Source organism: Saccharothrix isguenensis, from assembly GCF_052936305.1.
On record NZ_CP193626.1, the window covers coordinates 640,052 to 666,806 of the forward strand.

Annotated in this window: 24 protein-coding genes and 1 riboswitch; of the genes, 16 read left to right on the top strand and 8 right to left on the bottom strand. The window is 71.3% G+C overall.

What is annotated here, in order from left to right; all coding sequences use genetic code 11:
• The first annotated feature begins 240 nt into the window (after positions 1 to 240).
• On the top strand, positions 241 to 801 hold the full coding sequence (locus ACRAKI_RS03205) for a TetR/AcrR family transcriptional regulator (RefSeq protein WP_447005552.1): 561 nt from the start codon (positions 241 to 243) through the stop codon (positions 799 to 801).
• A gap of 16 nt (positions 802 to 817) precedes the next feature.
• On the top strand, positions 818 to 2,842 hold the full coding sequence (locus ACRAKI_RS03210) for a serine/threonine-protein kinase (protein ID WP_447005553.1): 2,025 nt from the start codon (positions 818 to 820) through the stop codon (positions 2,840 to 2,842).
• A 60-nt stretch (positions 2,843 to 2,902) separates the two neighbouring features.
• Here the strand turns inward: ACRAKI_RS03210 and ACRAKI_RS03215 are convergent, their stop codons facing one another.
• The gene (locus ACRAKI_RS03215) at positions 2,903 to 3,295 is read right to left on the bottom strand and encodes a DUF2000 domain-containing protein (RefSeq protein WP_447005554.1); all 393 of its coding nucleotides are present in this window, start codon (positions 3,293 to 3,295) and stop codon (positions 2,903 to 2,905) included.
• Positions 3,296 to 3,400: 105 nt separating this feature from the next.
• On the opposite strand from ACRAKI_RS03215, the gene ACRAKI_RS03220 reads away from it, so the two are divergent.
• The gene (locus ACRAKI_RS03220) at positions 3,401 to 3,859 is read left to right on the top strand and encodes an Lrp/AsnC family transcriptional regulator (protein WP_447005555.1); all 459 of its coding nucleotides are present in this window, start codon (positions 3,401 to 3,403) and stop codon (positions 3,857 to 3,859) included.
• Positions 3,860 to 3,982: 123 nt separating this feature from the next.
• Positions 3,983 to 5,374: a hypothetical protein gene (locus tag ACRAKI_RS03225; protein WP_447005556.1), complete on the top strand. Its 1,392-nt coding sequence runs from the start codon at positions 3,983 to 3,985 to the stop codon at positions 5,372 to 5,374.
• Here the strand turns inward: ACRAKI_RS03225 and ACRAKI_RS03230 are convergent.
• Positions 5,325 to 6,896 carry a dolichyl-phosphate-mannose--protein mannosyltransferase gene (locus ACRAKI_RS03230; protein WP_447005557.1) on the bottom strand — a complete coding sequence of 524 codons (1,572 nt, stop codon included), beginning with the start codon at positions 6,894 to 6,896 and terminating at the stop codon, positions 5,325 to 5,327. The genes ACRAKI_RS03225 and ACRAKI_RS03230 overlap by 50 nt on opposite strands.
• A 24-nt stretch (positions 6,897 to 6,920) precedes the next feature.
• Here ACRAKI_RS03230 and rsmI point away from each other — a divergent pair, with 24 nt between their 5' ends.
• The 9 genes from rsmI (at position 6,921) to ACRAKI_RS03275 (ending at position 17,437) form a co-directional block, all read left to right on the top strand.
• A complete protein-coding gene (gene rsmI / locus ACRAKI_RS03235) occupies positions 6,921 to 7,766 on the top strand; it encodes a 16S rRNA (cytidine(1402)-2'-O)-methyltransferase (protein ID WP_447005558.1) in 846 nt (281 codons plus the stop codon).
• A 250-nt stretch (positions 7,767 to 8,016) separates the two neighbouring features.
• Positions 8,017 to 9,807 (top strand): methionine--tRNA ligase, encoded by a 1,791-nt coding sequence (metG, locus tag ACRAKI_RS03240; RefSeq protein ID WP_447005559.1) that lies wholly within the window; start codon positions 8,017 to 8,019, stop codon positions 9,805 to 9,807.
• A gap of 46 nt (positions 9,808 to 9,853) precedes the next feature.
• Positions 9,854 to 10,690: a TatD family hydrolase gene (locus ACRAKI_RS03245; protein ID WP_447005560.1), complete on the top strand. Its 837-nt coding sequence runs from the start codon at positions 9,854 to 9,856 to the stop codon at positions 10,688 to 10,690.
• Between the two features lie 281 nt (positions 10,691 to 10,971).
• The gene (locus tag ACRAKI_RS03250; RefSeq protein WP_447005561.1) at positions 10,972 to 12,402 is read left to right on the top strand and encodes a transglycosylase family protein; all 1,431 of its coding nucleotides are present in this window, start codon (positions 10,972 to 10,974) and stop codon (positions 12,400 to 12,402) included.
• A gap of 10 nt (positions 12,403 to 12,412) precedes the next feature.
• Positions 12,413 to 13,291: a 16S rRNA (adenine(1518)-N(6)/adenine(1519)-N(6))-dimethyltransferase RsmA gene (gene rsmA / locus ACRAKI_RS03255; RefSeq protein ID WP_447005562.1), complete on the top strand. Its 879-nt coding sequence runs from the start codon at positions 12,413 to 12,415 to the stop codon at positions 13,289 to 13,291.
• A gap of 86 nt (positions 13,292 to 13,377) precedes the next feature.
• A riboswitch (SAM riboswitch) is annotated at positions 13,378 to 13,470 on the top strand.
• A 200-nt stretch (positions 13,471 to 13,670) separates the two neighbouring features.
• Positions 13,671 to 14,681: a methionine ABC transporter ATP-binding protein gene (locus ACRAKI_RS03260; RefSeq protein ID WP_447005563.1), complete on the top strand. Its 1,011-nt coding sequence runs from the start codon at positions 13,671 to 13,673 to the stop codon at positions 14,679 to 14,681.
• The gene (locus ACRAKI_RS03265; RefSeq protein ID WP_184927594.1) at positions 14,678 to 15,361 is read left to right on the top strand and encodes a methionine ABC transporter permease; all 684 of its coding nucleotides are present in this window, start codon (positions 14,678 to 14,680) and stop codon (positions 15,359 to 15,361) included. The genes ACRAKI_RS03260 and ACRAKI_RS03265 overlap by 4 nt, the downstream gene beginning before the upstream one ends.
• A gap of 35 nt (positions 15,362 to 15,396) precedes the next feature.
• The gene (locus ACRAKI_RS03270) at positions 15,397 to 16,203 is read left to right on the top strand and encodes a MetQ/NlpA family ABC transporter substrate-binding protein (protein ID WP_447005564.1); all 807 of its coding nucleotides are present in this window, start codon (positions 15,397 to 15,399) and stop codon (positions 16,201 to 16,203) included.
• A 268-nt stretch (positions 16,204 to 16,471) separates the two neighbouring features.
• Positions 16,472 to 17,437: a 4-(cytidine 5'-diphospho)-2-C-methyl-D-erythritol kinase gene (locus ACRAKI_RS03275; RefSeq protein WP_447005565.1), complete on the top strand. Its 966-nt coding sequence runs from the start codon at positions 16,472 to 16,474 to the stop codon at positions 17,435 to 17,437.
• A gap of 1 nt (position 17,438) precedes the next feature.
• On the opposite strand, the gene ACRAKI_RS03280 is transcribed toward ACRAKI_RS03275, so the two are convergent.
• Entirely contained in the window at positions 17,439 to 17,852 is a 414-nt protein-coding gene (locus tag ACRAKI_RS03280) for a PASTA domain-containing protein (RefSeq protein ID WP_447005566.1), read from the bottom strand.
• Between the two features lie 119 nt (positions 17,853 to 17,971).
• On the opposite strand from ACRAKI_RS03280, the gene ACRAKI_RS03285 reads away from it, so the two are divergent.
• Complete coding sequence (locus ACRAKI_RS03285; RefSeq protein ID WP_447005567.1) at positions 17,972 to 19,744, top strand: ABC-F family ATP-binding cassette domain-containing protein; 1,773 nt, start codon at positions 17,972 to 17,974, stop codon at positions 19,742 to 19,744.
• Positions 19,745 to 19,828: 84 nt separating this feature from the next.
• On the opposite strand, the gene ACRAKI_RS03290 is transcribed toward ACRAKI_RS03285, so the two are convergent.
• Positions 19,829 to 21,061 (bottom strand): DivIVA domain-containing protein, encoded by a 1,233-nt coding sequence (locus ACRAKI_RS03290; protein WP_447005568.1) that lies wholly within the window; start codon positions 21,059 to 21,061, stop codon positions 19,829 to 19,831.
• 103 nt (positions 21,062 to 21,164) lie between these two features.
• On the opposite strand from ACRAKI_RS03290, the gene ACRAKI_RS03295 reads away from it, so the two are divergent.
• Both ACRAKI_RS03295 and ACRAKI_RS03300 read left to right on the top strand, forming a co-directional pair.
• On the top strand, positions 21,165 to 22,814 hold the full coding sequence (locus tag ACRAKI_RS03295; protein ID WP_447005569.1) for a fatty acyl-AMP ligase: 1,650 nt from the start codon (positions 21,165 to 21,167) through the stop codon (positions 22,812 to 22,814).
• A gap of 1 nt (position 22,815) precedes the next feature.
• A complete protein-coding gene (locus ACRAKI_RS03300; protein WP_447005570.1) occupies positions 22,816 to 23,610 on the top strand; it encodes a DUF3626 domain-containing protein in 795 nt (264 codons plus the stop codon).
• Positions 23,611 to 23,665: 55 nt separating this feature from the next.
• On the opposite strand, the gene pth is transcribed toward ACRAKI_RS03300, so the two are convergent.
• The 4 genes from pth to ACRAKI_RS03320 all read right to left on the bottom strand — a co-directional run bounded on the left by pth (position 23,666) and on the right by ACRAKI_RS03320 (position 26,751).
• On the bottom strand, positions 23,666 to 24,235 hold the full coding sequence (pth, locus tag ACRAKI_RS03305; protein ID WP_447005571.1) for an aminoacyl-tRNA hydrolase: 570 nt from the start codon (positions 24,233 to 24,235) through the stop codon (positions 23,666 to 23,668).
• Positions 24,225 to 24,737, bottom strand: coding sequence for a DivIVA domain-containing protein (locus ACRAKI_RS03310; RefSeq protein ID WP_447005572.1), 513 nt, complete (start codon positions 24,735 to 24,737; stop codon positions 24,225 to 24,227). The genes pth and ACRAKI_RS03310 overlap by 11 nt, the downstream gene beginning before the upstream one ends.
• 58 nt (positions 24,738 to 24,795) lie before the next feature.
• Positions 24,796 to 25,401: a 50S ribosomal protein L25/general stress protein Ctc gene (locus ACRAKI_RS03315; protein ID WP_447005573.1), complete on the bottom strand. Its 606-nt coding sequence runs from the start codon at positions 25,399 to 25,401 to the stop codon at positions 24,796 to 24,798.
• 378 nt (positions 25,402 to 25,779) lie between these two features.
• The gene (locus tag ACRAKI_RS03320) at positions 25,780 to 26,751 is read right to left on the bottom strand and encodes a ribose-phosphate diphosphokinase (protein WP_447005574.1); all 972 of its coding nucleotides are present in this window, start codon (positions 26,749 to 26,751) and stop codon (positions 25,780 to 25,782) included.
• Positions 26,752 to 26,755: the final 4 nt, after the last annotated feature.

Genomic DNA, 26,755 nt, shown 5'->3' on the forward strand with positions numbered 1-26,755 from the left:
GCGTGTCACAAGCGGGCTCCGCCGGTCGCGTCGAGCCACGCGCCCGTCATCCAGCGGGCGTCGTCGGAGGCCACGAACGAGACCACGTCGGCGATGTCGCCCGCGCGGCCGATCCGCCCGACGCCGAGCGCGCCGCCATCGCCGCCTCCGCGTCCGGGTCGCCCCGGACGAGATGTTCACGATCCGCCCACCGTCCCGGAGCAGCGGCACAACTGTAGCGGGCGTTATAGAATGAGCGCCATGGTGGGTCGCAAGCGCGGGTTCGACCGGGACGAGGTGCTGGACCAGGTCACGCGCGCCTTCTGGCGCGACGGCTTCCACGGGACCTCCGTCGCCGACCTCACCGAGACCACCGGCGTGAACCCGCCGAGCCTCTACGCCGCGTTCGGCGACAAACGCGCCCTCTTCGCCGAGGCCGTGGCCCGCTACCAGGCGACCTACGGCGCGTTCACCGCGCGAGCCCTCGCAGAGGAGCCGACCGCGCGCCACGCCGTGGAGCGGATCCTCACCGAGGCGGCGGTCGAGTACACGACCCCGGAGCGGCCCAAGGGCTGCCTGGTCCTCAGCGCTCCCGAGCTGCACGGCCCCCGCGACCAGGCCAGGCAGGCGTTCGAGGCGAAGGTCCGGCACGACGTCGCCACCGGCGTCCTCCCCGCCGGCACGGACGCGCACCGCCTGGCCCTGTTCGTCGCGGCCACCGTCCGCGGCATGTCGTCCCTGGCCCGGGACGGCGCCACGCGGGGGGAACTGCACGACGTTGCCCGGACGGCGCTGTCGGCGTGGCCCGCACCCGTACCCTGAGAGTCGACGAGAAGGGGTGGTGCGGGTCGTGGAGCTGGCCGAGTCGCTGCTGGCGTGGCTGCACGACTTGTTCGGTGTGCCCCTCTGCCCCGGCGACTGGGCCTGGACGGCGACCGCGTTCGGCGCCCTGATCGGCGTGCTGCCGACGATCGCCGCGCTCATGGCGATCACCGTCCGGCGGGTGGTCGGCAACTCCTACGGCCCGGTCACCGGCGCGATCTTCGCGGTGCTCGGCGTGGTCAGCACGCTGGTGCTGCCCTGGATGGCGTTCACGGCCACGTTCAAGCTGCTCCGGAACCGCGCCGCGCCGGGCATGGAGACGCTGGACTCCGCGCCGTGCCTGGCGTTCGGCCAGTTCGACTACCTGGTCCTCGCCCCGCCGTTCACGGAGGCGGTCAGCGGCCGGCAGGTGGAGTACCTGATCGCGTCCGGGGTGACGGCGGTCCTGGCGCTGCTGTGCCTGCTGTTCGTGATGCTCCAGGCGGGTTCGGCGTTCCGGCTCGGGCCGAGCTGGCCGCGCCGGGTGTTCTGGCCGCCGTTCCTGGTCCTGCTGCTGTCCACGTCCGCCCTGCCGGTCACGCTGGTGGGCCACCTGCTGCTCGGGTTCTTCCCGATCTCGTTGCTGGGCTCCCTCGTGGTGCGGGTTTTCGGGTTGACTACGGCCATGCTGAACCGCCCCGGTCGCGATCGCGGGAACCAGAGCCCGCAACCCGCGGTGTCGAGAACGCCGCCGCACCAGCAGCCGTCCCCGAAGCCCCATCAGCAGTCGCGCCCGCAGCAGCACCAGCCGCCGCAGTCGCACCAGCCGCCGCACCAGCAGTCGCACCAGCAGCCGCGTCAGCCGACGCAGGGGCAGCCGCACCAGCCGCCGCCCTACAAGGTGGAGAAGCCGCCGCCCTACCAGCCCGCGCACATCCCCCCGTACCAGCCGGTCCCGCCCTACCGGCCGACCCCGCCGCAGCGGCACTACCCGCCGACGCGGGTCGCCGACGTGCCCGTGGAGGCTCCCAAGCCGACCAGGGTGGACCAGCCGGCGCCGCTCGCCGACACCCCCGGTCCGCTGCCGTTCGGCCTGGGCGGCGGCGGTACCGGAGGCAGCGGTACCGGAGGCCCCGGCACGGGAGGCACCGGCGGGGGCACGAGCACGCAGAAGGCCGCGTCGGACTCCGGCACGCTGTGGAACCCGGCCGGCGGTCGGTTCCGGCGGATCCGCCAGCTCGGACGCGGCGGGTTCGGCACGGTGTGGCTGGCGGTGGACGAGCAGCTGGCCCGCACGGTCGCGGTGAAGCTCGCGCACGCCCCGGACAACGAGACCGAGCAGCGCATGGTGCGTGAAGCGCGCGCTCTGGCCGCCGTGCGGCACCCGAACTGCGTGCGCGTGTTCGACATCGTCCAGGACCCGGACGGTCTGGCGATCATCATGGAGTACATCGACGGGCAGCCGCTGTCCGACGTGGTGCTCAAGAGCGGTCTGCTCGCCGACACGCTCGCCGCCCGGCTCTGGGTGAACATGGCCGACGCGCTGGCCGCCGCGCACGAGCAGGGCGTCCTGCACCGGGACGTGAAGCCGTCCAACGTCATCGTGGACACCCAGGGCACCGCGCACCTGATCGACTTCGGCATCGCCCGGTCGAAGGGCGACAGCACGCTCACCGCCACCGGGATGATGGTCGGCACGCCCGACTTCCTCGCCCCGGAAACCGCGCGCGGTGAGGCGGCCAGCCCGGCGTCGGACGGGTGGCAGCTGGCCGCCACGGTCAGCTACGCCCTCACCGGCCACCCGCCGCGCGGGTCGCGGGAGAACCCGATCTCGTCGCTGATGGCGGCGGCGCAGGGTGAGCCGTGCGTGAAGCTGCCGCAGCACAGCGCGCACTCCCGGCTGCTGACCAGCGCGTTGGACGCCGACCCGGCCAAGCGGCCGACGTTGGCGGCGATCCGGAACGAGCTGAGCACGTGGCTGTCGCAGGCGGGGCTGAGCAAGGAAGGCCCGGTCACGAGGATGATCGACCGGCCGGAACCGCCGACCCGCCCCGTGCGCTGAGCCTTCCCACGACGAGCACGACGACAACGACGACGGTGGCGGCCGGTCCGCCGCCGTCGCTCACACCATCAGCGGCAGCTTGCGGGTCAGTCGGCTGACGTCCGCGCGGGGGCCGTAGAGGGCGACGGCGACGAACTCGGGGTCCTCGGCGGTGGCGAGTGCTTCGAGGTACTCGGGGTAGCCGCGGGACCGGCGGGCGACCTCCGTGAACCCGATCTTCAGCACGCCTTCCGCGCGGTGCAGGGCCTTGAGGGTGTCGCCCGGCGCGGTCAGCACCGGCACCGGGTGGGTGTTCAGGCCGAGGTGGACAGTGCCTTCGGCGTCCTTGGCGTCGTCGCCGAGCAGGTCGGGCAGGCGGCCGCCGAGGGTGAGGCCGAGGACGACGGCGGCGTTGGCGGCGAGGTTGGCCGGCAGGTCGTCACGCAGGACCAAGGCCAGTTTGGTGGGCAGCACGGTCGGATCCATTCCGTTCGGTGGAGTGAGGTCACAGTTGTGCACCTGAACGGTGCGGTCCAGCGGTTCCGAACTTCGTTCGGCGCGGTCTGCCATGATCGGATCGTGGACGAACTTGATTCGGCGATCGTCGGGAACCTGCAACTGGATGCGCGGTTGACCAACCGCGAGCTGGCCAGGCGTCTCGGCGTGGCGCCGTCGACGTGCCTGGAACGCGTGCGCGCCCTGCGCGAGCGCGGCGTGATCAAGGGCTACCACGCGAACGTGGACCTGACCGCCCTCAACCGCCCCGTCCAGGCCTTCGTCGCCGCCCGCCTGCGCCCGATGAGCCGGGTGGTGATCGACAACTTCAAGGCCGCCATCGGCGCCCTCCCCGAAGTGACCGCGATGTACGTCGTGGCGGGCGACGACGACTTCCTCATCCACTTGGCCGTGCAGGACCTGGAACACCTGCACGCCTTCCTCATCGACCGCCTCAGCGAACGCCGTGAAGTCATCAGCTTCCGCAGTTCGGTGATCTACGAGAGCATCCGCAACCCGGTCCTCACCGAGCTGCCGGGCTGAATTCGCGGCCTGCACCCGACTGGATCGAACGGGTGAACGCGAGTCGCGTCGGTAACAAGCGCTCCGCCGCTGCCGAACTACGGCTTGATCCGTTGTGGCAGAAATCGTCAGCGAGGTGGCTTGGTGTCGTCCGAGGAGAGCTGGCACGCGGCGCGGTTGATTCCCACCTCCGGGATCAACGGCGCGGATGAACAGGAACGACGGGCGACCTCGGCATTGCTGGCGGTGATGTCCGCGGTGCGCGAATTCGGCCGCGCGCTCACGCAGCCCCTGGGCGCGCCCGCCGCGTCGGTGCAGACGTTCATCGAGGTGCCGTTCGAACTCGACGGCCGCAAGCTCATCCCCGACGGGTTGATCCGAGTCGTGCGCGGGCAGCGGTCGTGGACCGCGCTGGTCGAGGTGAAGACCGGGGCCAACGAACTGCGGGCCGAGCAGCTCGACGACTGCCTGGACGTCGCCCGGGACCGCGGTTTCGACGCGGTGATCACCATCTCCAACGAGATCCCGGCGCTCCCCGGCCTGCACCCCACGGCGGTCGACCGGCGGAAGCTGAAGAAGGTCGCCCTGCACCACTGGTCGTGGACCGAGGTGCTGTGCGAAGCCGTGATGCAGAAGGAGCACCGGGGCGTCGCGGACGCCGACCAGGCGTGGGTCCTCGGTGAGCTGATCCGGTACCTGGAGCACCCGCGATCAGGCGCGATGGCGTTCGAGGACATGGGTGCGGCGTGGGTTCCGCTGCGCGAGTCCATCCAGGCCGGGACGTTGCGCGCGACCGACAAGACCGCTCCCGACGTCGCGTTGCGCTTCGACGCGCTGGTGCGGTTCGCGTGCCTCCAACTCGGTCGCAGGCTGGGCGCGGAGGTCACGCCGGCGTTGACCCGGAAGGAGCTGGCCGAGCCCCGGACGCGGGTCGCCAGGCAGGTCGGCCAACTCGTCGCCGACGGGCGGTTGAGCGCGGGGATCCACATTCCCGGCACGGTCGGGGTGCTCCAGGTGACGGCGGACCTGCGCGCGGGTCAGGTCTCCTGCCACGTCGACCTCGACGGGCCGAGGGAAGGCCGGCCCACGACCCGCGTCAACTGGCTGGTGCGGCAGTTGAAGGACGCGCCCGACACCGTGCGCCTGGAGGCTTTCGCATTGCACGGCCGCGGCGCGGGCGCCTCGGAATTGATGCGCACCGTGAAGGACAACCCGATGGCTCTCGTGGTGGACCCCGCCAAGGAGATCCGCGGATTCCGGGTCGCCAACTCGACGCCCCTGGGCAGCAAGCGCGGAACCGGTCGGAATTCGTTCATCGACTCCGTGCTCGCCGCCGTGACGGGTTTCTACGAAGAGGTCGTGCAGAACCTCAAGCCGTGGGCCGCCGCACCGCCGCGGATCCGTCCGGAGGAAGCGTTCGCGCCGCCCGCCGAGGTGCCGGAGGACCTCGTCTCCACGGCGCCGTCCTCGCAGGACGGGCCTGAGATCAGTTCCAGGACGGGAGCCACTTCTGTGCGTCCCACATCTCCGGGGTGATGGGTATGCCGTTCAGGATCGGCCACAGCCACACGAAGTTGGCCACGACGAGGCCCACGTAGAGCGACACGGCGAGCAGGCCGGTGCCGCGGCGTTCCTTGCCGTCCGTCCGCTTCCCGAGCATCTCGCCCAGCGCCAGCGCGATGCCGAGCACCAGGAACGGCGCCATCGGCGTCACGTAGAAGAAGTACATCTGCCGGTCCACGTTGAGGAACCACGGCAGGAAGCCCGCGCCGTACCCGACCAGCACCGCCGCGTACCGCCAGTCCAGCCTGGTGATCGACTGCCACAGCGCCCACGCCAGCACCGGGAACGCCAGCCACCACATGGCGGGCGTCCCGATCAGCATGATCGCGCCCACGCACGTCGCCGCGCCACAGCCCTGCACCGCGCCCTCGAAGTAGTAGAGCATCGGCCGCAGGCCCATCGGCCACGTCCACGGCTTCGACTCCCACGGGTGCTTGTTCGTCTCCGACGTCACCAGCTTGGTGTGGAAGTCCAGCACGTTCCCGCTGTAGTACCAGAGCGCACGCAACGGGTCGGGGATCCACGAGTCGTCCGGCAGCTTCCCGCCGACCACGTGCCGGTCGATCGCCGTCTCCGACGTGAACCACGCCCACCACGTCGCCAGGTACGCCAGCACCGGGATCACCAGCAGCGCGAACAACGACGGCAGCAGGTCCTTCGCGAACGACCCCAGCCACGGCCGCTCCACCCCGGCGGCACGGCGGGCGGTGGCGCTCCAGAGCACCGACAGCACGCCGAAGAACGCGATGTACCAGACGCCGGACCACTTCACGCCGCACGCCAGGCCGAGCGCCACGCCACCGGCGAAGCGCCACCACCGGAAACCCAGCCACGGGCCGAGCGGCGAACTCGTCGCCCAGCCCTCGCGCACCGCGACGGCCAGCCGTGACCGCACCTGGTCCCGGTCCACCACCAGGCACGCGAACGCCACCACCACGAAGAACGCCAGGAAGATGTCCAGCATCCCCATCCGCGACTGCACGTGGCTCACGCCGTCCGCGATCAGCAGCACGCCGGCGATCGCGCCGATCAGGTCCGACCGCGTCAGCCGCCGGGCGATCCGCACCACCAGCAGGATCGTCAACGTGCCCACGACCGCCGACGCGAACCGCCAGCCCACGGCGTCGTAGCCGAACAGCCACTCGCCGATCGCGATCAGCTGCTTGCCCAGCGGCGGGTGGACGATCAGCTCGTAGCCGGGGTTGTCCTCGTACCCGCCGTTGCGGAGCACCCCCGCGCTCTGCGGCACGTAGTGCTTCTCGTCGAAGATCGGGGTGCCCTTGTCGGTCGGGAACCCGAGGTTCCAGAACCGCACCACGCCGCCGATCAGCGCCACGGTCAGCGTGACGAGCCAGCCCCTGAGGGCGTTGCTCAGGGGGCCGGGTTCGAGCTGGCGTGCCCGCTCCTCGCGGTCGTTGCCCGGAGGGGGGCTCGCCGGCGGAACCTCGCCGGCCTCGACCACGTCGTCTGCGGACTGCGGTGCGATCAGGCTCACGTCGCCGATCGTAGGGTGAGAGGTGTGAGACCTGTATCTGGATCAGGCCGTTTGGTGCTGGCGGCTACTCCGCTCGGCGACGTCCGGGACGCTTCGGCGCGCCTGGTGGACGCCTTGGGGACGGCCGACGTGATCGCGGCGGAGGACACCCGGAGACTTCGGTCGTTGGCCTCGGCGCTGGGGGTGACCCCGTCGGGGCGGGTCGTCAGCTTCTACGACCAGGTCGAGACGGCCCGGCTGCCGAGGCTGCTGGAGGCGCTGCACGAGGGGCAGACGGTCGTGCTGGTGACCGACGCCGGCATGCCCAGCGTGTCCGACCCCGGCTACCGGCTCGTGGCGGCGTGCGTGGCAGAGGACATCCGGGTCACGTGCCTGCCCGGACCGTCCGCGGTGACCACGGCGCTGGCGCTGTCCGGGCTGCCGTCGGACCGCTTCTGCTTCGACGGCTTCCCGCCGCGCAAGCAGGGGGAGCGGCAGCGGTGGTTCGCGGCGCTGGCGGACGAGCCCCGGACGTGCGTCTTCTTCGAATCACCCCATCGGCTGGCGGACACCCTCGCCGACGCGGCTTCGGTGTTGGGGAACGACCGGCGGGCGGCGGTGTGCCGGGAGCTGACCAAGACGTACGAGGAGGTCAAGCGGGGTGGGCTCGGCGAGCTGGCCGAGTGGGCGGCCGAGGGGGTGCGGGGCGAGATCACGGTCGTGCTGGCGCCCGCCGAGACCCGCGAGAGCCCGCCGATGGAGGCGCTGGTCGCCGAGGTGAAGCAGCGGGTGGCGGCCGGGGAGCGGACCAAGACGGCGGCGGCGGAGGTCGCGGAGGCGGCGGGCGTGGGCAAGAAGGCGCTCTACGACGCGGTGATCAGCAAGAGCTGACCCGGTGGGTGGCGCGTCCCGGTCGGCGGGACGTGCCACGGGCCCCGGGCCGGATCGGCGGGCACGACCTCGGGACGGCTCGGGCGTTCGCCTCGAAGTCCTCCGACACCCGCGCTCCCGTGCCGACGGAGGATGACCTCGCGCGGGGCCTCCGGACGGTGCGACCCGGCCGGGTGGGTGACGTCTCCGGCCGACGCCGACCTGCCCGACCCGCGAAAACCCGCTGGAAGCACCTCCGTAGGCTTGGCCCATGAGTGCCTCCGTGCTGACCGCGGTGGCGTGGCCCTACGCCAACGGCCCCCGCCACATCGGTCACGTCTCCGGTTTCGGTGTCCCCTCCGACGTGTTCTCCCGCTACATGCGCATGTCGGGCAACCGGGTGCTGATGGTCTCCGGCTCGGACGAGCACGGCACGCCCATCTCGGTCCAGGCCGAGAAGGAGGGCATGTCCACCCGCGAGCTGGTGGACAAGTACCACCGGGTCATCGCGAACGACCTGCAAGGCCTCGGCCTGTCCTACGACCTGTTCACCCGGACCACCACCGGCAACCACCACAAGGTGGTCCAGGAGCTGTTCCTCGCCCTCTGGCGCAACGGCTACGTCGTCCCCAAGACCGAGATGGGCGCGATCAGCCCGTCCACCGGCCGCACCCTGCCCGACCGCTACATCGAGGGCACCTGCCCGATCTGCGGCTACGACGGCGCCCGCGGCGACCAGTGCGACAACTGCGGCAACCAGCTCGACCCCATCGACCTGAAGAACCCGCGCTCCCGCATCAACGGCGAGGTGCCGAAGTTCGTCGAGACCGAGCACCTGTTCCTGGACCTGCCGCAGTTCATCGACGCGCTCGGCGGCTGGCTCCAGACGCGCACCGAGTGGCGCCCGAACGTGCTCAAGTTCAGCCAGAACCTCATCGCCGACCTGCGTCCCCGCGCCATCACCCGCGACCTGGACTGGGGCATCCCCATCCCGCTCGACGGCTGGAGCGAGCAGCCGATGAAGCGCTTCTACGTCTGGTTCGACGCGGTCATCGGCTACCTCAGCGCGTCGGTCGAGTGGGCCCGCCGGTCCGGCGACCCGGACGCCTGGAAGGAGTTCTGGACCGGCGACGCCCAGGGCTACTACTTCATGGGCAAGGACAACATCGTCTTCCACTCGCTGATCTGGCCCTCCCTGCTCCTCGGGCAGAACGGCCAGGGCGCGAAGGGCGGGCAGCCGGGCGCGTTCGGCGCGCTGAACCTGCCGACCGAGGTGGTGAGCTCCGAGTTCCTGACCATGAGCGGCTCGAAGTTCTCCACCTCGCGCGGCACGGTCATCTACGTGACGGACTTCTTGAAGGAGTTCGGCCCGGACGCGCTGCGCTACTTCATCTCGGTCGCCGGCCCGGAGAACCAGGACACCGACTTCACCTGGGAGGAGTTCGTCCGCCGGACCAACTTCGAGCTGGCCAACGAGTGGGGCAACCTGGTCAACCGGTCGATCTCGCTGGCGCACAAGAACGTGGGCGCCGTGCCGAAGCCGACCAACCCCACCCAGGCCGACCACGAGCTGCTGGAACTGAGCCGCAAGGCGTTCGACGTGGTGGGCGCGAACCTGCGCCGCTCCCGGTTCAAGCAGGCGTCCAGCGAGGCGATGAAGGTCGTCGGCGCGGCCAACCGCTACCTGTCCGACCAGGAGCCGTGGAAGCTCAAGGACGACCCGGAGCGCCGCGACACCGTGCTGCACACCGCGTTGCAGGTCGTGCAGGACGCGAACTCCCTCCTCACGCCCTTCCTGCCGCACTCGGCGCAGAAGGTGCACGAGGCGCTGGGCGGCACGGGCGTGTGGGCGGCGCAGCCGGAGATCACCGAGGTCGCCGACCTGGACGTGCCCGACCGCGAGTACCCGGTGCTGACCGGCGACTACGCGGGCGAGCAGGCGACGTGGGCGTCCACGCCCATCGAGGTGGGCCGGCCGCTGGCCAAGCCCGCGCCGCTGTTCGCGAAGCTCGACCCGGAGCTGGGCGAGACCGGCCCGGAGTGGGCCCCGATCGTCAAGTGACGGCCCGCGAACGATGACCGAGCGATGACCGAGCGATGACGGAGCGATGACGAAGCGCCGTGGCGAACGACCACCGGTCCCGGAGACCCTTCCGGCGCCGGTGGTCGACGCCCACACCCACCTGGACGCGTGCGGCGCGGAGACGCCCGACCAGGTCCGCGAGATCCTGGACCGGGCCGCTCACGCCGGCGTCGACCGCGTGATCACCGTCGCCGACGACCTGAAGTCGGCGCGCTGGGCCGCCGAAGCCGCCACCTGGGACGACCGGGTGTTCGCCGCCGTCGCCCTGCACCCCACCCGCACCTCCACGTTCGGCGAGGCGGAGCAGACCGAACTGGCGGAGCTCGCCGAACGGCCGCGCGTCGTCGCGATCGGCGAGACCGGTTTGGACTACTACTGGGACTACGCGCCGAAAAGCGCCCAGCACGAGGCTTTCCGGTGGCACATCGACCTCGCCAAGCGGGTCGGCAAGGCGCTGATGATCCACGACCGGGACGCGCACGACGACATCCTGAAGGTGCTGGACACCGAAGGCGCGCCGTCCACAGTGGTCTTCCACTGCTTCTCGGGCGACCTCTCCTTCGCGCGCGCGTGCGTGGAACGCGGTTTCGTGCTGTCGTTCGCGGGCGCGGTGACGTTCCGCAATGCCCAAGCCCTCAGGGAAGCGGCCCGGTGGGTGCCCGAGGACCACGTGCTGGTCGAGACGGACGCGCCGTTCCTGACCCCTCACCCGTACCGGGGTCGCCCGAACGAACCGTATTGCGCGAACTACACCCTCCGGGACTTGGCGACGCTGCGTGACGTAGATCCGGCCGATCTTGCGTCCAAGATCACTCGAACCGCCGAACGAGTCTTCGGCCTTGGTGACGCGACGGAGTCGTAATCCCCTTTACGACGAATGGCGGACACACCTGCTCCGCTGACGGAGTGACTGAGGTCACAAGGTTTGTGAGGGTGTTTGCACAACCCCCGGACACCCGTTACGGTCCCGTGACCGTGCCCCGAGTTCCAGTTCGGGGCGCACCCGCAGTCGGGGCGGGTCACCTAGGCACCAGAAGCGAGAAGACGAGCGGACGCGCAGGAGTTGCCGGAGATCACCAGCTGACCACCGACATCGAACGTGCGCGCAGCCGGACTTCGCGCCTTCAGGAGGTATGGCACCCCGTGAACTCGTTCAACGAGGACACCGACTGGTTTACGCCCGTGCAGGTGGCGCCGACAGGCGTCGACGTCCTGGACAGACCCGGGCCGCCGTCCGAATGGGACACCGCGGTGTTCACCATCACGCCCGACGACGTGCTCGAAGTGCTCGGCCCGGACGCGGACGAGCTGCTGGCCGGCGCGAACGTCGACGTCGACGAGCTGATCCGGCTCATCAACGCCGAGACCACGTTCCTCCCCCCGATCACCATCCCCGACGAGGTCTCCCAGGACCGGGTCGCGGGCAGCATGGCCGCCGAGCAGCCGAGCGCCCCGCCCGCCGCACTGGTCGAAGCCGCGGGGAAGTGGAAGCGCCGCTTCCTGAAGGCCGCGGTCCTCACCGTGCTGGTGACCGTGTCCGGCGGTGGCGCCACCGCCATCGCGCTGGACAAGTCCGTCACGGTCGACGTCGACGGCGAGTCCAAGACCGTCCGCACCTACGAGTCCACCGTCGGCGAGATCCTCGCGGACGAGGGCATCACGATCGGCGCTCACGACACGCTCAGCCCGCGGCCCGAGGCGAAGGTCGGCGACGGCGGGAAGATCTCGCTGGACCGCGGCCGGCTGGTGAAGATGACGGTCGACGGCGAGCAGCGCGAGGGCTGGGTCCGCTCGGTCACCGTGGACGAGGCGCTGGACCAGCTCAAGGTCGACGACGAGGGCGCGTGGCTCTCCCACGACCGCAACATGGACGTGCCGCTCCAGGGCATCTCGCTGGAGGTCAAGAGCCTCAAGACCGTCACGGTCTACGACGGCGGCAACCCGCCCCGGCAGGTCCGGACGACCGCTGTGACCGTGAACGAGCTGCTGAAGAGCGAGAACCTGTCGCTCGGCCCGGACGACAAGCTCGAGACGGCGCTGGACCTGAAGGTCACGAGCGGCGCCGAGGTGCACATCACCCGCACCGGCGTGTCGGTGGTCAACGCGACGGAGGCCATCCAGCCGCCCGTCGAGGAGATCAAAGACGACACGATGATGAAGGGCCAGAAAGAGGTCGTCGAACCGGGCGAGGCCGGCGAGCAGATCGTCACCTACCGCGTCACGGTGAAGAACGGCGCCGAGACCGGCCGCGAGCGGCTGGGCGCGAAGGTCACCAAGGAGCCGAAGGCCAAGAAGGTCAAGATCGGCACCAAGGTCCCGCCCGACGGCGCGGTGTGGGACCGGCTGGCCCAGTGCGAGGCGACCGGCAACTGGGCCATCAACACCGGCAACGGCTACTACGGCGGCCTCCAGTTCAACAAGAGCACCTGGGACGCCTACGGCGGCAGCCAGTACGCCGCGTACCCGCACCAGGCGAGCCGCGAGCAGCAGATCGCGATCGCGACGAAGCTCCGCGACGCCCGCGGCGGCTACTCCGCGTGGCCCCACTGCCAGCAGAAGCTGGGCTTGCCGTAAGAATGCGTCCGTGACTGAGGATTCGACGTCGGCCGGATCGGGGAGCCACCTCCTCGGTCCGGCCGACGTCCGTCGGCTGGCGGCCGAGCTGGACATCCGGCCCACCAAGAAGCTCGGGCAGAACTTCGTGCACGACCCGAACACGGTGCGGCGGATCGTGGCCGCGGCCGGTCTGCGCGCCGACGACGTGGTGCTGGAGGTCGGCCCCGGCCTCGGCTCGCTGACGTTGGCGTTGCTGCCGTCGTGCCGGGCCCTGGTGGCCGTGGAGATCGACGGGGTGCTCGCGGACCGCCTGCCGGTGACGGTGGCCGAGCGCGCGCCCACGCTCGCCGACCGGCTGAGCGTCGTGCACGCCGATGCGATGCGCGTCACACCGTCCGACCTGCCCGTGGAGCCGACCGCCCTCGTGGCGAACCTGCCGTACAACGTGGCCGTGCCCGTGGTGCTGCACCTGCTGGCCGAGCTGCCGTCGTTGCGCACGGGCCTGGTGATGGTGCAGTCCGAGGTGGCCGACCGGATGGCCGCCGGGCCGGGCAGCAAGGTCTACGGCGTGCCCAGCGTGAAGCTCGCCTGGTACGCGGACGCGCGGCGGGCCGGTCCGGTGCCGCGCTCGGTGTTCTGGCCGGTGCCCAACGTGGACTCGGCGCTGGTCGCCTTCGAGCGGCACCCGCCGCTGTCCGGTGTGGACCAGAAGCAGCTGTTCTCGTTGGTGGACGCGGCTTTCGCGCAGCGGCGCAAGATGCTCCGGGGCGCCTTGTCCGGTTGGGCCGGTTCGGCGGCCGAGGCGCAGCGGCTGCTCGTCGAGGCGGGCGTCGATCCGGCGGTGCGCGGCGAACAACTGGGCGTCAGTGACTTCATCCGGATAGCCGAGGCCGCTTCCGCCCGCTAGACGATGATCTTTCGGCTGAAAGTGTGATCTGCCGGACGATCCCGTTTCAGGCTTGCGTCGATCGGGTCTCGTCAGGTCTACTCGTGTTGCCATCCCGAGCGGCTGAGAGACCTGGCTCTACGACGCCGCAGCAACCACCCCTCCACGGGGGCAGGTGCTTCCGCCAGGATCGATGGAGGATCACGTGCCCAGGATGCGAATGCTCACCCGCCGGCGGGTAGTCGACCACGGCCGCCGCACGTCTTCGGCCTGTCGCAGCTTCGCCAAGCCCTAGGCGCCTTCGAATCCTCGCGTCCTCTCGCGGGACACCCTTCTGAGCTGAGCCGCCGGTCCGGCACGCCCTGAGCGTGCCCGGCCGCCCGCAGTCGTGGAGCGAAACGTGATCACTGTCGAGAACCTCACCAAGACCTTCCCCGGGAGTACCGGGCAGGTTCGCGCGCTGGACGGCGTGAACCTGGACGTCGCCGCGGGCACCGTCCTCGGTGTCGTCGGCCCCAGCGGTTCGGGCAAGTCCACCCTCGCCCGGTGCGTCGGGCTGCTGGAGCGCCCGGACAGCGGCTCCATCCGCGTCGACGGCACCGACCTCGTCTCGCTCGACGGCATCGCGCTGCGCGCCGCCCGCCGGCAGATCGGCGTTGTGCCGCAAGGGGATTCCCTGCTCCGCCAGCGCACCGCCGCGGGCAACGTCGCGCTGCCGCTGGAGGCCGCGGGCGTCGCCGGGCCGCAGCGCCGCAACCGGGTCGCCGAACTCCTCGACCTGGTCGGCCTGACCGACAAGGCCGGCGCGTACCCGGACCAGCTGTCCGGTGGCCAGCGCCAGCGGATCGCGGTCGCCAGGGCGCTCGCCGCGTCGCCGTCCGTGCTGCTGGCCGACGAGCCGACGTCCGCGCTCGACCCCGACACCACCGGCTCGGTGCTCGCCGTGCTGGACCGGGCACGGGCCGAACTGGGCGTCACGGTGCTCGTGGTCACGCACGACATGGGAGTGGTCCGGCGGATCTGCGACGACGTCGCGGTGCTGGAGAACGGCCGGGTCGTGGAGCACGGCAAGGTGCTCGACCTGGTGTCCGACGCCGCCAGCCGCACGGCCGCCTCGCTGCTGCCCGCCGTGGACCAGAACCCGGCTCTCGAAGGCTCGTTCGACCGGGTCGCGGACATCGTGCTCGTCGGCTTCGCGGCCGTCGGCGCCCTGCTGCCCGAGGCGACCAGCCGGTTCGGCGTCGACCTGAACCTGTTGGGCGGCGGCCTGACCAGGCTGGGGGAGACCCCGGTCGCGCGGTTCCGGGTCGGGCTGAAGGGCGAGCGCGCGGACTCGGCGCTGGAGTGGATCTCGGAGGCGGGCGGCTCGGTGCGGCGGACCCTGGCAGGACCTCAGGGAGTAGCTGCGTGAGGTCCGCAACACCCTGGTCGGAGGTCTTCGACCAACTGCTCGTCGCCACCGGTGAGACGTTGTACATGGTGGTGGTCTCCACCGTCATCGCGGTCCTGCTCGGCACACCCGTCGGCATCTGGCTCCAGCTCACCGCCCCCGGTGGGCTGAGGCCGAGGCCGGTGCTCCACAAGGTCCTCGGGTTCGTGGTGGACCTCGGCCGCTCCATGCCGTTCCTGGTCCTGCTGGTCGTGCTCACGTCGCTGACCAGGCTGCTGCTCAGCAGCACGATCGGGCCCACGGCGGCGATCGTGCCGCTGTCGGTCGGCGCGATCCCGTTCGTCGGCCGGCTGGTCCAGAACGTGCTGTCCGAGGTGCACGTGTCGGTGGTCGAGGCCGCCGTCACGACCGGGTCGTCCACGCTGCGGATCGTGCGCAGCGTGCTGCTCCGCGAGTCGGCCCCCGCCCTGGTCAACGCCGTGGGCGTGACGGCGATCGCGCTGCTCGGCTACTCGGCCATGGCCGGGGTGGTCGGCGGCGGCGGACTCGGCGACCTCGCCGTGCGGATGGGCTACCAGCGGTTCAACGACCGCTACCTGTGGAGCACGGTCGTCGTGCTGGCCGTCATCGCCACCGCGATCCAGCTCGTCACCAACCGCGTCGCGCGCGGCGTCGACCGCCGGCGCACCACCTCTGTCTGAATCTCTTCCCGCAAGACTCTCCCAAAAGGAACGACATGCGTATTCGTGCTGCCCTCGTCGCCGTGCTGCTGACCGCGGTGGGCTGCGGAAGTGGCGACACCGGCGCCGCCTCGGACCCGGACGCGGCCCTGAGGATCGGCGTCAGCCCCGTCCCGCACGCCCAGGTGTTGCGCTACGTGGCGGACAACCTGGCCGCGTCGAAGGGCTTGGAGATCGAGGTCGTCGAGTTCACCGACTACGTGCAGCCGAACACCGCGCTGGTGGACGGGTCGCTCGACGGCAACTACTTCCAGACCGTGCCGTACCTGGACACCTTCAAGGCGGAGAGCGGCGCGGCGCTGGAGTGGATCGGCCCCGTGCACGTCGAGCCGCTGGGCGTGTACTCGAAGAAGCACGAGGCGCTGGCCGACCTGCCGTCCGGCGCGCGGGTGGCCGTCGCGAACGACGCGACGAACGAGGCGCGCGGGCTGAAGCTGCTCCAGGACCACGGCCTGATCAAGGTGAAGCCGGGCACGGAGAAGACCGCGACCATCCGGGACATCGCGGAGAACCCGAAGAACCTGGAGTTCGTGGAGCTGGAGGCGGCGCAGCTGCCCCGGTCGCTGGACGACACGGACGCGTCGGTGGTCAACGGCAACTACGCCATCGACGCCGGTCTCAAGCCCGCGTCGGACGCGTTGGCGCTGGAGCGGGCCGAGGGCAACCCGAACGCGAACGGGCTGGTCACGCGGGTGGAGCTGAAGGACGACCAGCGGGTGAGGGACCTGCTCGCGCTGCTCCAGTCGCAGGAGGTCGAGGACTACATCGAGAAGACCTTCGCGGGCTCGGTGCTCGCGGTCTGACGGTCCGGCAGCCTGGTGGTCCGCCGGTCCGCCGGTCCGGAGGACCGACCGCATCGCTTCGCAGGGGTCCTCGCCCAGGGGACCCCTGCTTTGATCTTGCCGGCTTGGTCGGACGACGGCCTGCGGCCGGCGCGCCCCTGTGGACAACTCGCCGGCCTGTGGACAACTGCCGGGGCCAGCCGCGCCCAGTGCTCCGGTCGCAGAGTTCAGCAGCAGGTCAAGGGTCGGTAGGAGCGGACAACCCGGAAACGCCCGTACGCTTCATGGCGTGCTCGCTGTCGTCCCACCCCCGGTCACCGTCCGCGTCCCGGCCAAGGTCAACCTGCACCTGGCTGTGGGGGATCTACGCGCGGACGGCTACCACGACCTCGTGACGATCTTCCAGGCCTTGTCGCTCACCGACGAGGTCACCGTCGCCATCGCCGAGGAGCCCGGAGTCGAGGTGCACGGCGAAGGCGCCGACGCCGTGCCCACCGGCGCCTCCAACCTGGCCTGGCGGGCGGTGCGGGTGCTGGCCGAGCACGTCGGCCGCGACCCGGACGACCCGAAGGTCCGGGTGGTGATCCGCAAGGCCATCCCGGTCGCCGGCGGCATGGCGGGGGGCAGCGCGGACGCGGCGGCGACGCTCGTCGGCCTCGCCTCGCTGTGGCGCCTGGAGATCAGCCGCGACGACCTGGCCACGCTGGCGGGCAAGATCGGCGCGGACGTCCCGTTCGGCATCTACGGCGGCACCGCGCTGGGCACCGACCGGGGCGACCGGATCGTGCCGGTGCTGTCCCGCCACACGTTCCACTGGGTGCTCGCGTTCGACCGGCGCGGCCTGTCCACCCCCGAGGTGTTCGACGAGCTGGACCGGCTGCGCGTGGACGGTGACCCACCGCGCGTCGGCGAGGCGGAGGCCGTGCTGGAGGGCCTGTCGTCCGGCGACCCGCGCCAGCTCGCGCTGCTGCTGGGCAACGACCTTCAGGCCGCGGCCGTGTCGCTGCGGCCCAACCTGCGCCGCACGCTGCGCGCGGGCGTGAACGCGGGCGCGTTGGCCGGCATGGTGTCCGGGTCGGGGCCTACCTGCGCGTTCCTGTGCACCGACGGCGACTCGGCGGTGCGGGTGGCGGCCGAGCTGGCCGGCGCGGGCGTGTGCCGGACGGTGCGCGTGGCGCAGGGCCCGGTGCACGGCGCCCGCGTCGTCGGCACCGAAGAGGCGCCCCGGCCGACCCCGCCCGAGGTGCACGCGTGACCTACTCGCCGTTCTTCCTGGCCGACAGCAGCACCTCGGTGTCGCAGGGGACGACCTCCCCGGCGGCCGGGGTCTGCGCGGTCGTGGTCCAGTTCCGGTCCAGGACCAGCACGCGCCCCTGACCGGTGGCGTCCTGCTCGCGCAGCACGTAGAGGCCCGCGGCCTGCATGGTGTCCTGCGCGGTCTGGTGGATCATGCCGACGACGTTCGGGACGGTGCACGTCTTGGCGGCTTCGGTGGCCGGTGCGGTCGTGGCCGCCGGTTCGGTGGCTGTCGGTTCGGTGGTGGCCGGCGCGGTGGCTGGTGGCGTTGTGGCGGCCGGCACGGTGACGGTGGTGGTGGCGGGAGGCGTGGCGCCGCATCCCGCGACGACCAGGGCCATCACCGCGCCGGCGACCCACTTCAGCTGTGACATCGGACTCCCTGGCTCGGTTCACCGCCGGTACGACGAGTCGGGGCGGACCGTCGTCACCGGAGCGGTAGCTAGGCTGGCGTACTGCGGATAACCCTGTCTCTCGATGAAGGTGCTGGTACATGGCCAACTTGGTCAACTTGGAGTCCGTCTCCAAGTCGTTCGGTGTGCGTCCGCTGCTCGACGGCGTGTCCCTCGGCGTCGCCGAAGGCGACCGCATCGGCGTCGTGGGCCTCAACGGCGGCGGCAAGACGACGCTGCTGGAGGTCCTGGCCGGGCTGGCCGAACCCGACGAGGGACGGGTCAGCCAGAACCGGGGGCTGCGGATGGCGGTCGTCACCCAGCGCACCGAACTGGCCGAGGGCTCGACCGTCCGCAACGCCGTGATCGACCCGCTCGGGTTCGACGCCGAGCACGAGTGGGCGGCCGACGCGCGGGTGCGGTCCATCCTCGACGGCCTCGGCATCACCGGGTTCGGGCTGGACTCGCCGGTGGGCACCATGTCCGGTGGCGAGCGGCGGCGGGTGGCGCTGGCGGCGGCGCTGGTGCAGGACCTGGACCTGGTCGTGCTGGACGAGCCGACCAACCACCTGGACGTCGAGGGCGTGCGCTGGCTGGCCGAACACCTGCTGGCCCGCCGCACGGCGCTCGTCGTGGTGACACACGACCGGTGGTTCCTGGACACGGTGTGCAGCCGCACGTGGGAAGTCGTCAACGGCAAGGTCGAGCAGTACGAGGGCGGCTACGCGGACTGGATCTTCGCCCGCGCCGAGCGCGCCCGGCTGGCCGACACGATCGAGGAGAAGCGCCGCAACCTGGCCCGCAAGGAGCTGGCGTGGCTGCGCCGCGGCGCGCCCGCCCGCACGTCCAAGCCGCGCTACCGGATCGAGGCCGCGGAAGAGCTGATCTCCGACGTGCCGCCGCCGCGCGACTCGGTCGAGCTGCTGGCGTTCGCCAAGCGCCGGCTCGGGCGCACGGTGCTGGAGCTGGAGGACGCGACGCTGACCGTGCCCGGCCGGGTGCTGGTGCGCGACCTGACGTGGCGGATCGGGCCGGGCGACCGGATCGGGATCGTCGGCATCAACGGCTCGGGCAAGACGACGCTGCTGAAGGCGTTGGCCGGCGAACGCGAGCTGGAGACCGGCCGGCGCATCCAGGGGCAGACGGTGAAGCTCGCGCACCTGAGCCAGGAGCTGCACGACCTGGACGGGTCGATGCGGGTGCTGGAGGCCGTGGAGGAGATCGCGCGGCGGGTGGTGCTGGGCAAGCAGGAGATGTCCGCGTCGCAGCTGGCCGAGCGGTTCGGGTTCTCGTCGCAGAAGCAGTGGACGCCAGTCGGCGACCTGTCCGGCGGTGAACGGCGTCGGCTGCAGCTGTGCCGGCTGCTGATGGCGGAGCCGAACGTGCTGCTGCTCGACGAGCCGACGAACGACCTGGACATCGACACGTTGCAGCAGCTGGAAGACCTGCTCGACTCGTGGCCGGGGACGCTGGTGGTGATCTCGCACGACCGGTACCTGGTGGAGCGGGTGTGCGACAAGGTCGTGGCGTTGTTCGGCGAGGGTGGGCTGACGGACCTGCCCGGCGGGATCGAGGAGTACCTGCGGCGGCGGGACCGGCAGAAGGAGACCGAGACCGCGGCGCCCAAGGCGGCCTCGTCCTCCGCGCCGTCGTCGGCGGCCGACCAGCGCGCGGCGCGCAAGGAGCTGTCGCGGCTGGAACGGCGGTTCGAGGCGTTGCAGAAGAAGGAAGCGCAGCTGCACGCGGCGCTGGCGGAGGCGTCCACCGACCCCGAGCGCCTGATGGCCCTCGACGCCGAGCTGAAGGCCGTCCTGGTCGAGGTGGAGAGCGTCGAGACCCAGTGGCTGGCGGCAGCCGAGAACGCCGAAGGCTGACCCACCCCTCCGCGCGGGTCCTGCGTTCCCGTCGCGTGAGTCCTGGGACTCACGCGTTCCGGACGCAGGACTCACGCGCGGGGGTCAGCGGCCTCGGCGGCGGAGTTCGGCGACGAGCAGGGGCATGAGTTCGTCGACGAACGCGCAGTCGTAGCCCTGGCCGGCGATCAGGGACGTGGCGAACCTGGTGCTCGCCACCTCCGCCGACGAAGCGCCGACCATGCCGTCGAGGGTGATGCCGACCTCCTCCAGCACCCGGTCCACCTGGGACGTCCGGTACCCGCACTGCGCCGGCCCGGCCGTCGGGATCCTGATCACCCGCAGCTGCTTCCACGACGTGATCGGCGGCAGCGCGACCGGCCGCAGCCCGCCGGGCTTCGGCGGGTCGTCGAGCAGCTGCTTCTCGACCCGTCCCAGGAACGCGTCGACCTCGGTCTCGTCGTACCCGCGCCGACCGAACATCGGCCGGCTGAACCGGGCTTCACGCACCTCGCGCGCGGTCAGGTCGTCCTGACCGAGCAGCGTGCTCTCGATCCGGTCCAGGAACTTGTCGACCTGCGTCTCGTGGTAGCCGCGCCGGCCGCGTGGCGGTTTCCCGAAGGCAGCGGTGCGGACGTCACGGGCGGTCAACGGGCGGCTGCCCGGTCCCGGACGCGGGCGCACGGGCGGAGGCGGTGCGGGCGAACGCTCCAGCGCCACCAGGGGCGAGCGCTCCAACGTCACCACGACCAGGTCGAGGAACGTGTCCACGTCGTCCTCGTCGTACCCGATCTGCCCGGGCGGGGCCCAGCTGAACTCGAAGTCCTGCACTTCCTGCGCGGTCAGGTCGTCCCGACCCGCCAGGGTGTTCTCGATCCGGTCGAGGAACGCGTCGATCTCGCCCTCGTGGTACCCGCGGTTCCCCGGTCGGGGCTTGTGGAACCGCACGGCCCGCACGTCCTGCGGTGTCAGCCCGGCGGCTGCGGGACGCATCCCGGTCGACGTGGCGTGCGCGCCCTGAGCAGGGGCGGAAGCCTGCTGCCGCTGCGGCGTCGAACCGAGCGTCTCGGCGACGAGGTCCATGAACGAGTCGACCTCGATGGCGTGGTAACCGGGCCGGCCGGATCTGAACCGCACCTGCCGCACGTCCTGCTCGCTGACGTCGTCCCGGCCCAGCAAGGTCTCCTCGATGCGGTCGAGGAAGGCGTCCACCTGCCCCTCGTCGTACCCGGGGCGTCCCGGAGGAGGGCGGTGGAAGGAGACCTGCCGCAGGTCCTGCGCACCCACCAGCGGCGCCGGATGTGCCGGCAGTTGTCGCCGCGCGTCGAACCCGGTCACCCACTACCTCCTCCGTGTGCGTACCGGGGAGTATCGCCGGACGGCGGCCCGGTTGTTTCGCCCTATCGGCTCAATGCTTGAAGATCGCTCTACCCTGTTCGACATGAGCCGGTTCGTGGACACGATGGTGGCAACCGCTTCGGGTGCCGGAGGACGGGCGCGGGGCATGACCACGGGGGAGCCGAACGCTCCCGTCCGCAGGTCGTGGGCGGAGGTGCACGAGCAGGCCACCCGCATGGCCGGTGCACTCGTGGCAGACGGGGTCGCGGGGGGTGAGTCGGTCGCGGTGCTCGCGGGCGACCCGGCCATGATCGCGCCCGCGGTGCAGGCGGTGTGGCTGGCCGGCGGGAGCGCGACCATGCTGCACCAGCCGACGGCCCGCACGGACCTCGGCGAGTGGGCCGCGGACACCCTGCGCGTGCTGGGCATGATCGACGCGAAGCTGGTGCTGCTGGGCGCGCCGTTCGACGCGCTGTCGGGCGTCCTGGACGAGCACGGCGTCGCCTACCGCAAGCTGGACGAGCTGACCGGCGAGCCGCTGGCGGCGCCCGTCGCCGTCGACGAGGACATGCCGGCGCTGCTCCAGCTCACCAGCGGGTCCACCGCCGACCCGAAGGCCGTCCGCATCACGCACGGCAACCTGTGGTCCAACGCCAAGGCCATGGAGACCGCCGCCGAACTCGACCCGGAGACCGACCGGATGGTCTCGTGGCTGCCGCTGTTCCACGACATGGGGATGGTCGGCTTCCTGACCGTGCCCATGCTGTTCGGCATCGACCTGGTCAAGGTCACCCCGGTCGACTTCCTCAGCCGGCCGACGCTGTGGCCGGACCTGATCAGCCGCTACCAGGGCACCATCACCGCCGCGCCGAACTTCGCCTACGCCATCGCCGCGCGCCGCATGAAGGGCGTGGACGACGGCGCGTTCGACCTGTCGAAACTGCGGATCGCGCTGAACGGCGCCGAGCCCATCGACCCGGGCGCGGTGAAGTCGTTCACCGACGCGGGCGAGAGGTTCGGGCTGCGGCCGGAGTCCGTGCTGTGCGCGTACGGCATGGCGGAGACCACGCTGGGCGTGGCGTTCGCGCCGGTGTTCAGCGGTATCGCGGTGGACGTGGTGGACCCGGAGCAGCTGGAGGCCGGCCACCGGGCCGTGCCGGTGCCGGCGGACAGCCCCAACGCGCGGGCGTTCCCGCTGCTCGGGCCGCCGCTGCCGGGTTTGGAGGTGCAGGTCGTGGACGCCGAGGGCGCGGTGCTGGGCGAGCGCGAGGTCGGGCAGCTGCGGGTGCGCGGCGAGGCCGTGACGCCCGGCTACCTCACCGTGGACGGCCCGGTGGCCACGCAGGACGACGACGGCTGGCTCGACACCGGTGACGAGGGCTACGTGGTGGACGGCCAGGTCGTCGTGTGCGGGCGGCGCAAGGACGTGATCATCATGGGTGGGCGGAACATCTACCCCACGGACATCGAGCGTGCGGTGGCGGCCGTCGAGGGCGTGCGCGCGGGCAACGCGATGGCCGTGCGGCTGGACGCGGGCACTCGGCGCGAGCGGTTCGCCGTGGTGGTCGAGTCGAAGCTGGCCGGCGAGGCCGACGCGGTGCGGGCGTTGACCAAGGAGATCAGCGCGCGGGTCGTGGACGCGGTGGGCCTGCGGCCGTACTCGGTGGTCGTGCTCAAGCCCGGCAGCCTGCCCAAGACCCCGTCCGGCAAGCTCCGCCGCTCCGCGGCGGCTGCTCTGGTGCCCTCCGGCTGAGATGTCCTGGGCGGAACGCGCGCTCCGGCACGTCCGGGCGCGGTCGACCGGGCCACCGCTCGACCGCGCCTTGCGCGTCACCCTCCACTTCCACCCCGAACGAGTGGTCGCCGCCCTCGCCGACACGGGGCGTTATGTGTCGCAGTTCGTCACCGGGACCGGCAACGGCGGCCTGACCGCGTTCACCGGGGGCGACCGGTGGCGGTGGGAGAACCGGATCTTCGGCGGCGCGTACGACGAGGCGCCGCCGGAGGACCGGCCGGTGTACGGCGGGCTGGACTTCCGGCTCAGCCCGTACGGCGCGGCACCGCGGTTCGGGTCGGCGCACCTGCGGCTCGGCGCGGCGGCGTTGTCGCGCACCACGTTCTGCTACCCGGACAGCTTCCTGGAGCCCGAGCACTTCGGCACGGCGGACCGCATGGCGCTGATCGAGATCGCGCGGGCGGACGACCGGGACCTGCTGGACGACTACGTCGAGGCGCACGTCCACGGCCCGGTGTCGGTGGCGGCCGACGCGGAGGCGCTGGTGCTCGACCCGAGCTACCGGGGCACGGCGGTGGAGGACGACGCGTCACGCCTGCCGTGCGCGGTCGAGTGGCATCCCGGGTTCCGGCTGACCGCGGCCGAGTTGCGGCGGCACGGCGACTACCGGGGCCGGCGGTACGTCGACCTGGGGCTGGAGATCGCGGTGGACGGCGTGCTCACGCCCAAGATCATCGGTGAGGCCCGCGTCCGCTACGACCAGCAGGACCTGAAGAAGGTCTGGCACCTGCTCGCGCGCTTCGGCCGGCTCTGACGCCCGTCCAGCCGGAAGCCGTCTCTTAGGACTCGTTGCCCAGTGGAAGTCGTGCTCAGTGGATCTTATTCTGGGCGGCTTCCAGCCCAAGCTCCAGCCACGCCTCCACGGCGTCCGCCGCGTGGTCCAGCTCGAACGCCAGCTGCTTGCGCTCCACGAGCGAGAAGTCGCGCAGGACGTAGTCGGCCGGGTCCATCCGTCCCGGCGGCCGGTCCACCCCGAACCGCACCCGGTGGTAGTCACGGGTGCCCAGCGACTTCGTGATCGACCGCAGCCCGTTGTGCCCGTTCTCGCCGCCGCCGAGCTTCAGCCGCACCGTCCCGAACGGCAGGTCCAGCTCGTCGTGCACCACGATGATCGACCCGGGCGGCGTCTTGTAGAAGTTCGCCGTGCCCGCGACCGGCCCGCCCGAGGTGTTCATGTAGCCGCGCGGCTTCGCCAGCACGACCCGGCGCCCGGCCAACCGGCCCTCCAGCACCTCCGCGCCGCCCTTGTGCGCCTTGAACTTCCCGCCCACCCGCGAAGCCAGCTCGTCCAGCACCAGGAACCCGACGTTGTGCCGGTTGCCCTCGTACTTGGGACCGGAGTTGCCCAGCCCGACGACCAGGGCCACGTCATCGACCACGGAACCGCAACTCCTGCTCAAGCTCGTCCAACAGGGCGTCCACCGCGCGCACCTGGTACCCGCGCCGCAGTCCGGACGTGGTGGTGAACCTGGTGTGGCGCACCTCGCTGGAGGTCATCCGCCCCCTGCCGTCCAGCGCCGCGGCGGCCCGGCCGAGGAACGCGTCGACTTCGCCGCGATCGTAGCCGTTGGGTGATCGGGGCAGCTTCACCGCCAGCACGGCGTCCCCGGTCTGCAGGGACGTCGGCGGCACGTGCCCGGACCGGAGCTGGTGCTCCAGCGCGGCCAGGAAGTCGTCCACGGTCCGCTGGTCGTACCCGCCCGCGATCTCGGTGAACACGACCGTCCGCACCTGGTCGGGGTGCAGGCGGGTGCGTCCGGCGAGGGCGTCGGCGATGCGCAGCAGGAACGCGTCCACCTGCGCCGGGTCGTACCCCTTGCCCCTCTTCCGGGGGAACGAGGTGGACCGCACCTGCGCGGGGGTGAGAAACGGGAACGGCACGCCACCCCAGCCGTGAGGCGGGGGAGGCGTGCCGTTCGAGTTGCCCGACGTGATGGGCTCAGCCTTCTTCGGAGGCCTCGGTGTCGGAGGCCTCGGCCTCGCCACCGTCCAGCTCGGCGGCCGTCGGCGCGGCGTTGACCGCGAGGACCATCGCCTCTCCGTCGGTCACCAGCGTGGTGCCGGCGGGCAGGACCAGGTCGGACGCGTGCACCTGGGTGCCCGCGACGAGACCGGCGATGGAGTACTCGACCTGCTCGGGGATGTTGAGCGCGTCGGTCTCGACCTGGACCGAGGTGAGGTCCTGGGTGAGGAGGGTCGCCGCGGCGGCGTCGCCGGTGAGGACGATCGGCACCTCGACGGTGACCTTCTCGCCCCGCTGCACGAGCAGCAGGTCGACGTGCTCGATGTAGTTCTTGATGGGGTGCGTGGTGACAGTCTTGGTCAGTGCCAGCTCGGTGGAGGACTCGATGTCCAGCGTGAGAACTGCGTTCTGACCGTGCTCGCGGACAACACGGGCGAACTCGAGCGCCGGCAGGGCCAGGTGCTTCGGGTCGGAACCGTGGCCGTAGAGCACCGCGGGGATCTTGCCGGCGCGGCGGGTGCGGCGGGCGGCGCCCTTGCCGAACTCGGTGCGCTGCTCTGCGGCGAGACGGACCTCGGACACGGTGGGGCTCTCCTAACGGTCTGGCCAGGTATACGTCGGCGGGTACGTCGGGCGGGGCGAAGCGGGGGTTGGCCTGCGGCGGCGGGCGGCGCGGAGGGTGAACACGCGCGGCATCACAACCGCCGCGTCGATCACGCCGAGCGTGATGCTCGCCCTCGCCGAGGCAACCTGAACAGTGTAGGACGACCCGTTCGACATGGCCTAATCGGGGTTGGTTACCGGCCTTGGGCTACCCCACCGGCGCCGTCTCGAACGCTCAATTCGAGTGTTCCGGAGGCAGGACTCACGCGGCCTGAACGCAGGACTCGCGGAACGACCGGTCGGCTGAAGGGGGCCGACCGGTCAGTTCGCGGTGCGCGAGCGGAGGACTCGCGGGGGTCAGGCGTTGCCGTCGAAGAGCGAGGTGACGGAGCCGTCCTCGAAGACCTCCTGGATCACGCGGGCCAGGAGGGGGGCGATCGGCAGCACGGTCATCGCGTCGAACCGCTTCTCCGCCGGGATCGGCAGGGTGTCGGTGAACACGACCTCGCGCGCGCCGCAGTTCTGCAGGCGCTCCACGGCCGGACCGGACAGCACCGGGTGGGTGGCCGCGATGACCACGTCCGACGCGCCCTCGGCGAGCAGCTGGTCGACCGCCTTGGTGATGGTGCCGCCGGTGTCGATCATGTCGTCGATGACCACGCACAGCCGGCCCTCGACCTGCCCGACCACCCGGTTCGCCACGACCTCGTTCGGCCGCAGCGGGTCGCGGGTCTTGTGGATGAACGCGATCGGCGTGCCGCCCAGCGTGTCCGCCCACTTCTCGGCCAGCTTGGTGCGGCCCGCGTCCGGCGACACGACCGTCAGCTCACGGCCGGCGTACTTGCCGCGGATGTGCTCCGCGAGCAGCGGCATGGCCCACAGGTGGTCCACCGGGCCGTCGAAGAAGCCCTGGATCTGCGACGTGTGCAGGTCGACCGACACCAGCCGGTCCGCGCCCGCGGTCTTGAACATGTCCGCCACCAGGCGCGCCGAGATCGGCTCGCGCCCGCGGTGCTTCTTGTCCTGCCGCGCGTACGGGTAGAACGGCATGATCACGGTGATCCGCTTCGCGGACGCCCGCTTCAGCGCGTCCACCATGATCAGCTGCTCCATGAGCCACTGGTTGATGGGCGCGCAGTGGGACTGGATGACGAAGGCGTCGCAGCCGCGCACGCTTTCCTCGAATCGCACGAAGATCTCGCCGTTGGCGAAGTCGTACGCCGACTGCGGGGTGACCGAGACGTTGAGGTGCTTGGCCACCTGCTCGGTCAGCTCGGGATACGCGCGCCCGCCGAAGAGCATCAGGTTCTTCTTGGGTGTCCCGGACATCGTG

Coding starts and splice junctions, on each gene's coding strand:
- ACRAKI_RS03205 (WP_447005552.1), top strand. CDS start 241: ATGGTGGGTCGCAAGCGCGGGTTCGACCGGGACGAGGTGCTGGACCAG.
- metG (WP_447005559.1), top strand. CDS start 8,017: ATGAGTGCCTCCGTGCTGACCGCGGTGGCGTGGCCCTACGCCAACGGC.
- ACRAKI_RS03245 (WP_447005560.1), top strand. CDS start 9,854: ATGACGAAGCGCCGTGGCGAACGACCACCGGTCCCGGAGACCCTTCCG.
- ACRAKI_RS03270 (WP_447005564.1), top strand. CDS start 15,397: ATGCGTATTCGTGCTGCCCTCGTCGCCGTGCTGCTGACCGCGGTGGGC.
- ACRAKI_RS03280 (WP_447005566.1), bottom strand. CDS start 17,852: ATGTCACAGCTGAAGTGGGTCGCCGGCGCGGTGATGGCCCTGGTCGTC.
- ACRAKI_RS03285 (WP_447005567.1), top strand. CDS start 17,972: ATGGCCAACTTGGTCAACTTGGAGTCCGTCTCCAAGTCGTTCGGTGTG.
- ACRAKI_RS03295 (WP_447005569.1), top strand. CDS start 21,165: ATGAGCCGGTTCGTGGACACGATGGTGGCAACCGCTTCGGGTGCCGGA.
- ACRAKI_RS03300 (WP_447005570.1), top strand. CDS start 22,816: ATGTCCTGGGCGGAACGCGCGCTCCGGCACGTCCGGGCGCGGTCGACC.
- ACRAKI_RS03320 (WP_447005574.1), bottom strand. CDS start 26,751: ATGTCCGGGACACCCAAGAAGAACCTGATGCTCTTCGGCGGGCGCGCG.